This is a genomic window from Streptomyces nigra, assembly GCF_003074055.1.
Classification (GTDB): Bacteria; Actinomycetota; Actinomycetes; order Streptomycetales; family Streptomycetaceae; genus Streptomyces; species Streptomyces nigra.
The window spans coordinates 2616964-2630440 of sequence record NZ_CP029043.1 but is presented as its reverse complement, the minus strand read 5'-3'; the positions used below and the strand labels follow the sequence as shown (position 1 = coordinate 2630440).

General features: G+C 72.0%; 14 protein-coding genes and 1 pseudogene. 6 read left to right on the top strand and 9 right to left on the bottom strand.

What is annotated here, in order from left to right:
• Positions 1-279: 279 nt before the first annotated feature.
• From DC008_RS12145 to DC008_RS12135, 3 genes and pseudogenes are all read left to right on the top strand, one after another.
• Positions 280-1431, top strand: a pseudogene (locus tag DC008_RS12145) (Gfo/Idh/MocA family protein).
• Positions 1428-2585: a dihydrodipicolinate synthase family protein gene (locus DC008_RS12140; RefSeq protein WP_108706990.1), complete on the top strand. Its 1158-nt coding sequence runs from the start codon at positions 1428-1430 to the stop codon at positions 2583-2585. The pseudogene DC008_RS12145 and the gene DC008_RS12140 overlap by 4 nt, the downstream one beginning before the upstream one ends.
• 32 nt (positions 2586-2617) lie before the next feature.
• A complete protein-coding gene (locus tag DC008_RS12135) occupies positions 2618-3415 on the top strand; it encodes a sugar phosphate isomerase/epimerase family protein (protein ID WP_108710666.1) in 798 nt (265 codons plus the stop codon).
• 122 nt (positions 3416-3537) lie between these two features.
• Here the strand turns inward: DC008_RS12135 and DC008_RS12130 are convergent, their stop codons facing one another.
• From DC008_RS12130 to DC008_RS12100, 7 genes are all read right to left on the bottom strand, one after another.
• Positions 3538-3924: a DUF937 domain-containing protein gene (locus tag DC008_RS12130; RefSeq protein WP_108706989.1), complete on the bottom strand. Its 387-nt coding sequence runs from the start codon at positions 3922-3924 to the stop codon at positions 3538-3540.
• Positions 3925-4165: 241 nt separating this feature from the next.
• On the bottom strand, positions 4166-4555 hold the full coding sequence (gene rbsD / locus DC008_RS12125; RefSeq protein ID WP_055623479.1) for a D-ribose pyranase: 390 nt from the start codon (positions 4553-4555) through the stop codon (positions 4166-4168).
• Positions 4552-5454, bottom strand: coding sequence for a ribokinase (locus tag DC008_RS12120; RefSeq protein ID WP_108706988.1), 903 nt, complete (start codon positions 5452-5454; stop codon positions 4552-4554). Before DC008_RS12120 ends, rbsD begins: the two co-directional genes overlap by 4 nt.
• A gap of 174 nt (positions 5455-5628) precedes the next feature.
• Entirely contained in the window at positions 5629-7581 is a 1953-nt protein-coding gene (locus tag DC008_RS12115; protein ID WP_108706987.1) for an ABC transporter permease/substrate-binding protein, read from the bottom strand.
• Positions 7571-9091: a sugar ABC transporter ATP-binding protein gene (locus DC008_RS12110; protein WP_108706986.1), complete on the bottom strand. Its 1521-nt coding sequence runs from the start codon at positions 9089-9091 to the stop codon at positions 7571-7573. The genes DC008_RS12115 and DC008_RS12110 overlap by 11 nt, the downstream gene beginning before the upstream one ends.
• On the bottom strand, positions 9088-10107 hold the full coding sequence (locus tag DC008_RS12105) for a LacI family DNA-binding transcriptional regulator (RefSeq protein ID WP_108706985.1): 1020 nt from the start codon (positions 10105-10107) through the stop codon (positions 9088-9090). The genes DC008_RS12110 and DC008_RS12105 overlap by 4 nt, the downstream gene beginning before the upstream one ends.
• A 182-nt stretch (positions 10108-10289) precedes the next feature.
• Positions 10290-10856, bottom strand: coding sequence for a hypothetical protein (locus tag DC008_RS12100; RefSeq protein WP_108706984.1), 567 nt, complete (start codon positions 10854-10856; stop codon positions 10290-10292).
• A 144-nt stretch (positions 10857-11000) separates the two neighbouring features.
• On the opposite strand from DC008_RS12100, the gene DC008_RS12095 reads away from it, so the two are divergent.
• A complete protein-coding gene (locus DC008_RS12095; RefSeq protein ID WP_108706983.1) occupies positions 11001-11597 on the top strand; it encodes a TetR/AcrR family transcriptional regulator in 597 nt (198 codons plus the stop codon).
• Here the strand turns inward: DC008_RS12095 and DC008_RS35420 are convergent.
• Positions 11578-11736, bottom strand: coding sequence for a hypothetical protein (locus tag DC008_RS35420; RefSeq protein ID WP_164492296.1), 159 nt, complete (start codon positions 11734-11736; stop codon positions 11578-11580). The genes DC008_RS12095 and DC008_RS35420 overlap by 20 nt on opposite strands.
• Before the next feature lie 78 nt (positions 11737-11814).
• The gene (locus tag DC008_RS12090) at positions 11815-12225 is read right to left on the bottom strand and encodes an ATP-binding protein (protein ID WP_108706982.1); all 411 of its coding nucleotides are present in this window, start codon (positions 12223-12225) and stop codon (positions 11815-11817) included.
• 214 nt (positions 12226-12439) lie between these two features.
• Here DC008_RS12090 and DC008_RS12085 point away from each other — a divergent pair, with 214 nt between their 5' ends.
• Together DC008_RS12085 and DC008_RS12080 are read left to right on the top strand one after the other, a co-directional pair.
• Positions 12440-13276, top strand: coding sequence for a helix-turn-helix domain-containing protein (locus DC008_RS12085; protein WP_108706981.1), 837 nt, complete (start codon positions 12440-12442; stop codon positions 13274-13276).
• Positions 13277-13281: 5 nt separating this feature from the next.
• Positions 13282-13458: a DUF397 domain-containing protein gene (locus DC008_RS12080; protein WP_108706980.1), complete on the top strand. Its 177-nt coding sequence runs from the start codon at positions 13282-13284 to the stop codon at positions 13456-13458.
• Positions 13459-13477: the final 19 nt, after the last annotated feature.

The following is a 13477-nucleotide window of genomic DNA, read 5'->3' as shown; positions in this document are numbered from 1 at the left end:
GGGCCGCCCGTGCCCGGGCCGCCCCCTCGTAGACAGGCCGATCGCGGCCGCGGTTCCGTGTGTGTCGAGCAGACCTTAAGGCCAACCACCCCCGTTGTTCGTCCCCTCGAACAACTCAACCCCGTCACGGTCTTGTCTCCGGTGCTGCTCGGGGGCTAGCTTCAGCCTCGTGTAGAAAGCGCTTGCAGTGACGCTCCGAGAGGGGCGGTGTACGCAGCGCGCGCACCCGCGCGAGGAACGCGTACGGACGCCGTGTTCGGCACCTACGAAGGGAACGACGTGACACGCAAGACGGTGCGTATCGCCATGAACGGTGTGACCGGGCGGATGGGTCACCGCCAGCACCTGGTCCGCTCGATCCTGGCCCTCCGCGAACAGGGCGGCCTCGACCTGGGCGACGGCACCGTGCTGTGGCCGGAACCGGTCCTGGTCGGCCGCCGCGAGCACGCCCTGAAAGCGCTCGCCGAACAGCACGGACTGGAGCACTGGTCCACCGACCTCGACGCGGTCCTCGCGGACCCGACCGTCGACATCTACTTCGACGCCCAGGCGACCTCCGCCCGTGAGGAGGCCCTGCGCAAGGCCATCGCCGCGGGCAAGCACCTCTACACCGAGAAGCCGACCGCCACCGGGCTCGCGGGCGCCCTGGAACTCGCCCGGCTCGCGACCGCCGCCGGCGTCCGGCACGGCGTCGTCCAGGACAAGCTCTTCCTGCCGGGCCTGCGCAAACTCAAGCGCCTCGTCGACGGCGGCTTCTTCGGCCGGATCCTGTCCGTGCGCGGCGAGTTCGGCTACTGGGTCTTCGAGGGCGACTGGCAGGACGCGCAGCGCCCGTCCTGGAACTACCGCGCCGAGGACGGCGGCGGCATCGTCACCGACATGTTCCCGCACTGGGAGTACGTGCTCCACGAGCTCTTCGGCCGGGTCACCAGCGTGCAGGCCCTCGCCACCACCCACGTCCCGCAGCGCTGGGACGAGAACGGCAAGCCCTACGACGCCACCGCCGACGACGCCGCCTACGGCATCTTCGAACTGGAGGGCGGCGCGATCGCCCAGATCAACTCCTCCTGGGCGGTCCGCGTCCACCGCGACGAGCTGGTCGAGTTCCAGGTCGACGGCACCGAGGGCTCCGCCGTCGCAGGACTGCGCAACTGCCGCGTCCAGCACCGCTCCGCCACCCCCAAGCCGGTCTGGAACCCGGACATCCCCGCCACCGAGGTGTTCCGCGACCAGTGGCAGGAGGTCCCGGACAACGCCGAGTTCGACAACGGCTTCAAGGCCCAGTAGGAGCTGTTCCTCAAGCACGTCCACGCCGGCGCCCCCTACCACTGGGACCTCCTCGCCGGCGCCCGTGGCGTCCAGCTCGCCGAACTGGGCCTCAAGTCCTCCGCCGAGGGCCGCCGTCTCGACGTACCGGAGATCGCCCTGTGACCCTCCGCCTGCCCGACGCGCACGGCGCCCTGCGCGCCTACGAACCCCGCACCGAGCCCCTCACCCTCACGCCCGGCGCCCCCTTCACCTCCCGTACGGTCTTCTCCGCAGCCCACGTCGTCGCCGACCCGTACGCCGACACCACCCCCGACTCGCCCGCGGCCGTCGACTGGGACGCCACCCTCGCCTTCCGCCGCCATCTCTGGGCGCACGGGCTCGGCGTCGCCGAGGCGATGGACACCGCCCAGCGCGGCATGGGCCTGGACTGGGCGGGCGCGGCCGAGCTGATCCGCCGCAGCGCCGCCGAGGCGAAGGCGTCCGGCGGCCGGATCGCCTGCGGGGTGGGCACCGACCAGCTCACCGGGGGTCCGGCGACCCTTGCCGAGGTCCGCGCCGCGTACGAGGAGCAGCTCGCGGTCGTCGAGGAGTCAGGGGCGCAGGCCATCCTCATGGCGTCCCGCGCCCTCGCCGCCACCGCGCGCGGCCCCGAGGACCACCTGGAGGTCTACGGGCATCTGCTCCGCCAGGCCGCCGAGCCGGTGATCCTCCACTGGCTCGGCCCCATGTTCGATCCGACTCTGGAGGGCTACTGGGGCTCGTCCGACCTGGACGCCGCCACGGACACCTTCCTCGACGTCATCGCCGCCCATCCCGACAAGGTCGACGGCATCAAGGTCTCGCTGCTCGAAGCGCGGCGCGAGGTCGAGATCCGCCGCCGCCTCCCGAAGGGCGTGCGCTGCTACACCGGCGACGACTTCCACTACCCCGAGCTGATCGCAGGCGACGAGCAGGGCTTCAGCCACGCCCTGCTCGGCATCTTCGACCCGCTCGGCCCGCTGGCCGCGCAGGCGGTGCGGATCCTGGACACCGGGGACCACGAGGGCTTCCGCGCCCTCCTCGACCCGACGGTCGAACTCTCCCGCCACCTCTTCCAGGCGCCCACCCGCTTCTACAAGACCGGCGTGGTCTTCCTGGCCTGGCTCGCGGGCCACCAGAGCCACTTCACGATGGTCGGCGGGCTCCAGTCGGCGCGCTCCCTGCCGCACTTCGCCCGCGCCTACGAACTCGCCGACACCCTGGGCCTGTTCCCGGACCCGAAACTCGCGGAGGAACGGATGAGGAACCTGCTGAGCCTGTACGGGGTGCACCGGTGACCGGGGACCTCGCGCGCTTCTCCCTCAACCAGATGACCGTCAGGCAGCTCCCGCTCCCCGACCTCGTCGCCGCCTGTGCCGACCTGGGTGTCCCGGCCGTCGGCCTGTGGCGCGAGCCCGTCCAGGAGTACGGCGTGGAGGCCGCCGCCAAGCTCGTGCGGGACGCCGGACTGGCGGTCACCACGCTGTGCCGGGGCGGCTTCCTCACCGCCATCGACCCGGCCGAGCGGGCCCGCGCCCTGGACGACAACCGGCGGGCCGTCGACGAGGCGGCCACGCTCGGCACCGACGTCCTGGTGCTGGTCTCCGGCGGACTGCCCGCCGGCTCCCGGGACCTGCGGGGCGCCCGGGAGCGGATCGCCGACGCGCTGGCCGAGCTCGGGCCGTATGCCGAGGCGCACGGCGTACGGCTCGCCGTCGAGCCGCTGCACCCGATGTTCGCCGCCGACCGCTGTGTGGTGTCGACGCTGGCCCAGGCCCTTGACCTCGCGGAACGCTTCCCGGCCCGGCAGGTCGGCGTCGCCGTCGACACGTACCACGTGTGGTGGGACGACGACGCGCCCGCGCAGATCGCCCGGGCCGGCGCGGGCGGCCGGATCCACACCTTCCAGCTCGCCGACTGGGTCACCCCGCTGCCCGCCGGCGTCCTCAACGGCCGGGGCCAGCTCGGTGACGGCGCGATCGACCTGCGGGAGTGGCGGGCCCATGTGGAGGCGGCCGGCTACACCGGGCCCATCGAGGTGGAGCTGTTCAACGACGCCCTGTGGGCCCGCGACGGCCATGAGGTACTGGCGGAGACCGTGGACCGCTTCAACGGGCACGCCCTCTGAGACAGGCACGCTCTCCGAGACACAGGCACGCCCTCTGAGGCACAGCCCCGTCCTTCGAGGCACACGTACGCCCCTGACGTCGGCACCGGCCGTCCGGTGCCGGCGTCGCGCGGGACCGCGGCCTACCGCCTCGCCGCCCGCCGGTTCAGCGCCGTCAGGACCGCCGGGACCACCGCGCCCACCGTCCGGGACACGGCCGGCCGGGGCAGCCCCGTCCTGGCGGCCACCGCGGTGGTCAGCGGGCCCGCCTCCGCGGCGAGCAGGCCGGCCATCAGACCGCCGGTCGCGGGACCGCCCACGGTGGCCACCCCGGTCAGCGGGGCGTCGTGCGGGGTGGCGACCGTCTCCGCCTCGTCGGACAGCGCCGCGACCGTCGTGCAGATCACCTGCCGCGCCCCGGTCTCGTCCGTCCCCAGCAGTCTCGCGATGTCCCCGACCGCCTCGTCGCCGAGCTCGTCGAGCACGTCGTCCTGGAGGGACACGAGGGGGTTCTCGTCCAGCTCCTGCATATCTCAAACGCTACGTCCGCCCAGGTGGAACGGCATGCCGAGGGCGGGCCCGGAAGACGGCGAAAAAAATATCGGCGAGCCGTGCAACCCTCCCCGCACCTCGCGGGTCGTACTTCGCGTCAGGACCTTTGGAGGGGGATCTGGGGGGATCGCGGGGGTTCTGACGGGAGGGACGCGAGGGGCCCGGTCGACGGACCGGGCCCCTCGAAACGTCTCCGCAGCCGAATCAGCGGTCGCCGCTTCAGAAAAAGACGCCGCAGCGCAGCAGCACGTTCGCGTACGGCCGGGCCTCGCCGGTCCGCACCACCAGCCGCGCGCCCGCCGACAGCTCCTTGAGCCGCTCGTGCGGGACCAGCTCCAGCGCGGGACACGTCCGGTCGAGCAGGGCCGCCGCCTCGGGGTTCGCGTCCCGGACCTCCTTGGCCGCCGTCGCGCCCTCCACCACCAGCTCTTCCAGCAGCCCGTCCAGCACCTCGGCGAACGACGGCACCCCGGCCCGGAACGCCAGGTCCACGACCCGCGGCCCGTCCGGGATCGGCATCCCCACGTCACAGACGAGGACCCCGTCGCCATGGCCCAGCTCGGCCAGCGCGCCCGCGAGATGGCGGTTCAGTATTCCGGCCCGCTTCACAGCGCCTCGACCTCCGCCGCCGTCGGGAACGACTCCTGCGCGCCCTCCCGGGTCACCGCCGCCGCGCCGACCCGGGCCGCGTACGCCGCCGCCTCGGCCAGGGTGGCGCCCGTGCCCAGCCGCCAGGCCAGCGCCGCCGTGAACGCGTCGCCCGCGCCGGTCGTGTCCACCGCGTCCACCGCCACCGACGGCACGCGCGTGACCCCCTCGGCGGAGGCCACCAGCGCGCCCTCGGCGCCGAGCGTCACGACGACCGAGCGGGGTCCCTTGGCGAGCAGGATCCGCGCCCAGTCCTCGGGGGAGTCGCCGACCGCCGCGTCCCCGAGGATCACCCGCGCCTCGTGCTCGTTGACGATGAGCGGGTCGCATGCCGCCAGGATGTCCGCCGGAAGCGGCTGCGGCGGGGACGGGTTGAGCACGAACCGGCTGCCGTCGGCGAGGTCGCGCACCACCTCCGCCACCGTCTCCAGCGGGATCTCCAGCTGCGTCGAGACCACCCGCGACGCCTGGAACAGGCTCGCGGCGGCCCGGACGTCGGCCGGGGTGAGCCGCCCGTTGGCGCCGGGCGAGACAACGATGCTGTTGTCGCCGGACGGGTCCACGGTGATCAGCGCGACGCCGGTCGGCGCCCCGCCCACCAGCACGCCCACCGTGTCCACGCCGGCCGCGCGCTGCGAGTCCAGCAGCAGCCGGCCGTACGCGTCGTCGCCGACCCGCGCGAGCAGGGCCGTACGGGCGCCGAGGCGGGCCGCCGCGACGGCCTGGTTGGCGCCCTTGCCGCCCGGGTGGACGGCGAGATCGGTGCCGAGCACGGTCTCGCCGGCGCCGGGCCGGCGCTCCACACCGATCACCAGGTCGGCGTTGGCCGACCCCACGACCAGCAGGTCGTAGTCGTACATGAGGTTGCTCCCCTGAATCCGGTCCCCGTGTGCTTCCGGTCCCCGTGTGCCCGTGGTCCCCGTGTGCTTCCGGTCCCCGTGTGCTCCGGTCTCCGTGATGACGCCGGGACGGGCGGCCGCCACCGGATCCATGCTCCGGCAACGACCGCCCACCCGTGGGCCGTTCGGCCGATGTCAGCCCTTGAAGCCGGCCACGTTGTCCTTCGTGACCACCTTCACCGGGACCTTCACCGTCTGCTGGACCTTGTCGCCGTCGAGGGCCTTGAGGGCGTTGTCCACGGCGATCTTCCCGAGCTGGCTCGGCTGCTGGGCGACGGACGCGTACAGCGACCCGTTCTCGACGGCCTTCAGCCCGTCCGGGGTGCCGTCGAAGCCGACCACCGACACCGACTTCCCGGCCTTCGACCCCAGCGCCTTGATCGCGCCGAGCGCCATCTCGTCGTTGGCGGCGATGACGCCCTGGACGTCCGGGTGCGCCTGGAGCAGGTTCGACATCACGTCGAGGCCCTTGGTGCGGTCGAAGTCGGCGGGCTGCTGGGCGACGACCTTGATGCCGGGGAAGGCCTTGAGGCCCTGGGCGAAGCCCTGGGCGCGCTCACGGGCGGCGGAGGTGCCGGCCTGGCCCTGCAGGATCACGATCCTGCCCTCGCCGCCCAGCTTCTCGGCGATCGACTTGGCGGCCAGCTCACCGCCGGCCACGTTGTCCGAGGCGACCAGCGTGGCGGTCTTCGCGTTGTTGACCCCGCGGTCGACGGCGACGACCGGGATGCCGGCCTTGTCGGCGGCGTTCACGGAGTTGCTCGCCGCGTCGGAGTCCACCGGGTTGACGACGATCGCCCCGACGCCCGAACTGGTGAAGTTCTGCAGCTGGTTGGCCTGCTGCGAGGCGTCGTTCTGGGCGTCCGTCACGGTGAGGTCCACGCCCAGCTTCTTCGCCTCGGCCTGGGCACCGGCCCGGATCTGCACGAAGAACGGGTTGTTGAGCGTCGACAGCGACAGCCCGATCCGCTGGTCCGACGCCTTCGAGCCGTCGTGCAGGAACGAGGTCGCGCCGACGATCGCCACGGTGACGACGGCCGCGAGCGCGTACGTCCCCGCCTGCTTGCCCTTTCCGCCGCCCGAGCCGGTGCCCGCGGCGAGCGGGGTGGCGCCCGCCTTGCGGCGCAGCGTGTCGAAGAGCACGGCCAGCGCGATGACGACACCGATGACGACCTGCTGCCAGAACGCGGAGACGTTCAGCAGGTTCAGGCCGTTGCGCAGCACGGCCAGGATCAGCGCGCCGATCAGGGTGCCGGACGCCTTGCCGGTGCCGCCCGCGAGGGAGGCGCCGCCGATGACGACCGCGGCGATCGCGTCCAGCTCGTAGCCGTCGGCTGCCTGCGGCTGCGCGGACGACAGCCGCGAGGCCAGTACGACACCGGCGACGGCGGCGAACACGCCGGACAGCGCGTAGATGGCGAGCTTCTGCTTCTTCACCCGCAGGCCGGACAGGCGCGCGGCCTCCTCGTTGCCGCCGATGGCGTACATCGAGCGGCCGATGTAGGTGCGGCCCAGCACGAACGCGGCGATCAGACCCATGACGATCATCACGAGGACCGGCACCGGCAGCCAGCCGCCGAGCGTGTCACCGAGGTGCGAGACCGAGTCCGGGAACGGGATCGGCGAGCCCTCGGAGATCACCAGCGACAGACCGCGGGCCACCGACAGCATCGCGAGCGTCGCGATGAACGGCGGGAGTTTGCCGTAGGCGATGAGGAAGCCGTTGACGAGTCCGGCCGCGATACCGGTGGCCACCGCCAGGAGCACCGCTATGACGACCGGCACCCCGTGCGAGGTGGCGGACCAGGCCAGCACGGTGGCCGACAGGGCCGCCACCGATCCCACGGACAGGTCGATGCCGGCCGAGACGATGACGAAGGTGACGCCGAAGGCGAGGACGGCGGTCACCGCCGCCTGCACACCGACGTTGAGCAGGTTGTCGGTGGTCAGGAAGTCGCCCGACAGCGCCGACATGGCGATGACCAGGACGATCAGCGCGGTGAGCGCGCCGTTGTCGAGGAGCAGGCGGCGCAGCCCGCCGGTCGCGCCACCGGCGCCCGGGTTCCTCTTGAGCGTGTCAGTGGCCACGAGCGGCCTCCTTGTCGGTCGTGGGGTTGCTGACGGCGAGTGCCATCACGGAGTCCTGGGTGGCCTCGTCGGCGGACAGTTCGCCCGCGATCCGGCCCTGGGCCATCACCAGCACCCGGTCGCTCATGCCGAGCACCTCCGGGAGGTCGCTGGAGATCATGAGGACGGCGGCGCCGTTCGCGGTGAGTTCGTTGATGAGCTGGTAGATCTCGACCTTGGCGCCGACGTCGATCCCGCGCGTGGGCTCGTCGAGGATCAGCACCTTGGTGTCGGCGAGCAGCCACTTGCCGATGACGACCTTCTGCTGGTTGCCGCCGGACAGGGTGCGCACATGCTGGCCGAGCCCGGCCATCCGCACGCCCAGCTGCTTCGCGATCCGCGCGGCCGCCTCCTGCTGGCCCTTGCGGTCGACGAGCCCCGCGCGCGTGGCGGCCCGCAGGGTCACCAGGCCGAGGTTCTCCTCCACGGACTGGTCGAGGACCAGCCCCTGGCCCTTGCGGTCCTCCGGGATCAGCCCGATCCCGGCCGCCATGGCGGCGTTCACGTCGTGCCCCTTCAGGGCCGCGCCCGCCACCTTCACGGTGCCCTTGTCGTACGGGTCCGCCCCGAAGACGGCCCGGACGACCTCGGTACGGCCCGCGCCGACCAGCCCGGCGATGCCGACCACCTCTCCGGCGCGCACCTCGAAGCCGACGTCGTGGAAGACGCCGTCCCGGGTGAGCCCCTCGACGGTGAGCAGCGCGGGTCCGGCGTCGGCCCGTTCGCGCGGGTACTGCTGCTCGATGGAGCGGCCCACCATCAGCCGCACGAGCTCGTCCTGCGGGGTGGAGGCGGGCACCTGCCCGACGCTCTTCCCGTCCCGGATGACGGTGACCCGGTCGCCGAGGGCGGCGATCTCCTCCAGGTGGTGGGTGATGAAGACGATGCCGACGCCGTCCTCGCGCAGCCGGCGCACGATCGCGAACAGCGTCTCGACCTCCTCGGAGGTCAGCACGGCGGTCGGCTCGTCCATGATGAGCACGCGCGCGTCCAGGCTGAGCGCCTTGGCGATCTCGACCATCTGGAGCCGGGCGATGCCCAGTTCACGCACCCGCGCGCGGGGCGACACGCTGAGGCCGACCCGCTTCAGCAGGACCTCGGCGTCGGCCTCCATCCGGCCCCGGTCGATCATCCCGAACCGACGCGGCTGCCGCCCCAGGAAGATGTTCTCGGCGACCGTCAGATCGGGGACCAGGTTGAACTCCTGGTAGATCGTGGCGATCCCGAGGCGCTCGGAGTCCTGCGCCCCGTGGATGCGCACCTCCTCGCCGCCGGCCAGGATCCGCCCGGCGTCGGGCGTGTACGCGCCGGAGAGCATCTTGATGAGGGTGCTCTTCCCGGCGCCGTTCTCACCGAGGAGCACATGGACCTCGCCCCGGCGCAGGTCGAAGTCGACGCCGTCCAGCGCGACCACGCCCGGGAAGGTCTTCCGGATGCCCTCGATGCGCAGCAACTCCTCGGGGTCGCTCACGACGTGCTCCTTTGCACTGCGGTGGGGTGCGCGCCGCAGGAGCGGCGCACCACGAGTCGGGCGGGCAGGGTGACGGACGCGCCGGCCCGGCCCTCGACCCGGTCGATCAGGGCCCGTACGGCGGCCCGGCCCAGCTCGCCGGTCGGCTGGGCGATGGCGGTGATCGGCGGATCGGTGTGCACGAACCAGCGGATGTCGTCGAACGCCGCGAGCGCGATGTCGTCGGGCACGCGAAGGCCCCGCGCGCGTACGGCGTCCAGCGCGCCGAGCACCATCAGGTTGTCGGCGGCGAAGACGACCTCGGGCGGCTCGGGCAGGTCGAGGAAGCCCTCGGTGACCCGGCGCCCGCTCTCGGCCTGGAAGTCGCCCTGCCCTATGTAGACGTCGGGGAGTTCGAGCCCGAAGTCGGCCAGCGCCTCACGGAAGGCGTCCACGCGCTCGCGGCCGGTGGTGGTGGCCGCGGGGCCCGCGATGATCGCGAGCCGGCGGTGCCCGAGCGCGTGCAGATGGGCCACGAGGTCCCGCACGGCCTCCCGTCCGTCGGCGCGCACGACCGGCACGTCCACGCCCGGGATCCACCGGTCCACGAAGACCATCGGCGTCCCCGCGCGCGCGGCGTCCAGCATCAGCGGGGAGCCGCCGTCGGTGGGGGAGACGAGGAGCCCGTCGATACGGCGGTCCAGCAGGGTCCGTACGTGGTGGTCCTGGAGGTCGGGGCGCTCGTCGGCGTTGCCGATGATCACGCTGTACCCGAGGGCCCGGGCCTCCTCCTCGACGGAGCGGGCGAGTTCGGTGAAGTAGGGGTTCAGCACATCGCTGATGACCAGGCCGAGCGTGCGGGTCTGGTCGGTGCGCAGGGACCGGGCGACGGCGTTCGGGCGGTAGCCCAGGGCCGTCACGGCGGCGGTCACGCGCCGGCGGGCGTCCTCGCTGACGGAGGGATGCCCGTTCAGGACGCGCGACACCGTGGCGACGGATACGCCTGCCTCGGCGGCGACGTCCTTGATGCTCGCCATGACCGTTCCACCTCCTCGTGGAATCGATTACACGGAGGAATTGGAATCGATTACACGAGCAGAAGCAAGAGTCGATGGTTGGCCGAAACCAAAGCTTTACCGGCGGGTGGCCGACCCGAGAGCCGGGCCGGCCGCGCGCGTGGGGCGGTGGGTCGGGTATGTCGGGCGGCGGGCGCGCCGCGTCAGGCGGTCGGCCGGGTACGGCCCAGGCGCAGGGCGGAGACGAGGAAGAACACCCCGCCGAGGAAGGCGTATCCGGCGAGGGCGCCCAGAGCGGGATCGGCCTGACCGGCCTGCCCGAAGAACGACGCACCGGCGAGGGTCGAGATCCCGCCACTGGCGATCATGGCCCACTGCCCGCCCATCCGGCGCCGAGAGACCCCCACGAGCAACTGGACCAGCCCGGCGGTGATCGCCCATACGCCCCAGACGCGCAGCACGGCCGGGATGCCGGAGGTGGCGGCTACGGCGAGGCCGATCGCGGTGAGGCTGCTGAGCGCGATGTTCACGTAGAGCTGCCGTACGGGGCCGTCGGCCGCGCGGGCGGAGCGCAGATCGACGACGGCGCAGGCGACGTCGAAGAGGGGGTAGATCACGAGGAGCGCGGCGGAGGCGGGGGACAGCTCACCGGCGGTCGCGAAGAGCGCGGCGGCCCAGATGGCGGCGAAGGCGAAGCGGAGGAGGTAGAGGCGGCGGAGGTCGGCGGTGGCGGTGGCTGTGGGTGATGTGCCGAGGGCGGTGGTGTCCATGGCAGGGCCTTTCGGGGGCTCGCGGGAGTGGGGCGGCGAGAGGTGAGGGAGAACGTTCGGTCTCTTTGGCTCTCATCCAAGGCCCGGCCGGGGGTGGCTGTCAAGACCGAACGTTCTCCCTCATCGCTTGGTAGCCTCGGAGCCATGAGTCAGGGCACAGCGAAACGGGGCACGTCGGGTGGCGTGTCGGAGGCGCGGGCGCGGCTGCTCGGCACGGCGACGAAAATCTTCTACGCCGAGGGCATCCACTCGGTCGGGGTCGACCGGATCATCGCCGAGGCGCAGGTGACCCGAGCGACCCTCTACCGGCACTTCACGGGCAAGGAGGAACTGGTCCTCGCCTACCTGGGCGTGGCCGACGAGGGCATCCGGGCGCAGGTGGCGAAGGCGCGCGAGGGCGCGGGGTCCCCGGCGGACGAGGTCCGGGCGGTGGCCGGCGCGATCGCCGACGGCATCCGCTCGCCCGGCTTCCGGGGGTGCGCCTTCCTCAACGCGGTGGCGGAGTACCCGGATCCGGCGCACCCGGTCCACCAGGCGGTGCTGGCCCACCGGCAGTGGTTCCTGGAGACGATGACGGAGCTGCTGGCGCGGGCCGGCCACGAGCCGGCCGACGAGGCGGGGCGCCATGTCGTGATGCTGCGGGACGGGGCGATGGCGGCAGGGTGCCTGTTCGACCCGGAGCTGGTGTGTGCGACGTTCCTGCAAGGTGTGGAGGGCGTCCTCAGCCGGCGAGCCGGATAAGGCCGTTGCCCCAGTTCCCGTCGGGCAGTGCCGGTTCGGGGTCGGCCCCGCCCTCCACCAACTCCCCGGCGAAGGCGGAGTCGAACGCGGCGATGGCCGCGCACAGCTCCTGGACGGCGTCCACCAGCTGTCGGCTCAAGCGGCTCTCCCTCGTGTGAGACGAAACGCCGAGCATCGGCCGCGTTGCGGCGCCGGGCACCTGGTTTTCGTACGGGGGTCAGCCCGCCGCCGGCTCGCACCAGACGTACTTGCCCCGGTTGCCGTCCCGGGCGGAGGGCTGCCACCCCCACACATCGGCGCAGGCCCGCACGAGGGCGAGACCGCGCCCGTCCTCGTCGTCGGTGGTGTACGCGAACGCGCGTGGGGGCCGCGGAGGTTCGGGGTCGGCGTCCCAGGCCGCGAGGCGGAGGGTGCCGGGCGGCGCCCAGCGGACGCGGAGGGCGGCGGGGCCCTTGGTGTGCCGTACGGCGTTGGAGACCAGCTCGGCGGCGAGCAGTTCGGCGACGTCCACGAGTCCGATGAGCCCGTGCATGGTCAGGATCAGCCGCAGGGTGCGACGACTGACGGTGACGGCACGGAGGTCGTTGGGGAGGTGGAGGGAGTACTCCCAGGGGGCACTTTCGGGCATGCGGAAGTCCGTCTCGGTGAGGGGTGGTCGGGGGCGAGCCCCGGTGTCATTGCCGCACCCGTCAGGGCATGACGGGGCGGTGCGCTTCCGGAGCGCAGCGTGGCTGTTACGTCACTGAAGGTAGGCCTTAAAGTTTCGGCGCGACAAGTCGGTCGCGTAATCTGACCCCGAACGAGTCGCGTCGCCGGGCGCGTTGGGAGTCGAGGAGCGTTCCATGCCAACGAGGCGCGAACCGACGGCGCGGCAGCTTCGCCTTGCGACGGAGCTGCGGAAACTCCGCGAGGCGGCGGGTCTCACGGCCCGGCAGGCCGCGGCCATGCTGGGCGTGAGCAACGTCCAGATCAGCCAGATCGAGTCGGGCCTGTCAGGCGTGAGCGAGCAGCGGCTACGCCGGCTGGCCGCGCACTACGCCTGCACGGACGAGGAGTTCGTAGACGCACTGGTGGCGATGGCGACGGACCGAACACGGGGCTGGTGGGAGGAGTACCGCGGACTCCTGCCGACGTCGTTCCTGGATCTGTCGGAGCTGGAGCATCATGCTTGCTTCCTCCGCCATGTGGCCATCCTGTACGTGCCAGGACTTCTGCAGACCGAGGACTACTCGCGCGCAGTCTTCTCGTCCCGGCTCCCCGAACTGACGCCCGAGGAACTGGAGCTGCGCATCGAGCACCGGAAGGCGCGCCAGCAGTTCGACATCCCCTACGAGGCGGTGATCCATGAGGCGGCACTCCGCATCCGAGTCAGCGACAGGGCGACCTCAAGAGCACAACTCGCCCGCCTTCTGGAGCTGTCGGAGGCACCGCACATCACCTTGCGTGCCATCCCGTTCGACTTGGACGGCTTCGCCATGGCGTCCAGCACGATGACGTACGCGGGAGGGCCGTTGCCCAAGCTGGACACCGTGGTTCGCGACGCCCTGCATGGCTCCAACTTCATCGATTCCGAGGCTCAACTCAACACCTATCGAACGAGCTTCCATAAGGTGGAAGGTGCGTCGCTCGCCCCTGGGCGGACACGTGACCTGATCCACGCTCTCGCGAAGGAGCTGTAGACCCCATGGACAACTGGCACAAGTCGTCCTACTCAGGCCCGGGCGACGGCAACGAGTGCGTGGAGATCGCCAACTCACCCACACATGTGGCCGTCCGCGACTCCAAGGCCCCCCACCGGGCCACCCTCACCTTCCCCAGCACCGCATTCTCCGCGTTCGTCGAAGACCTCAAGCGGCGCTGAGGTGCCCCCACTGTCACAC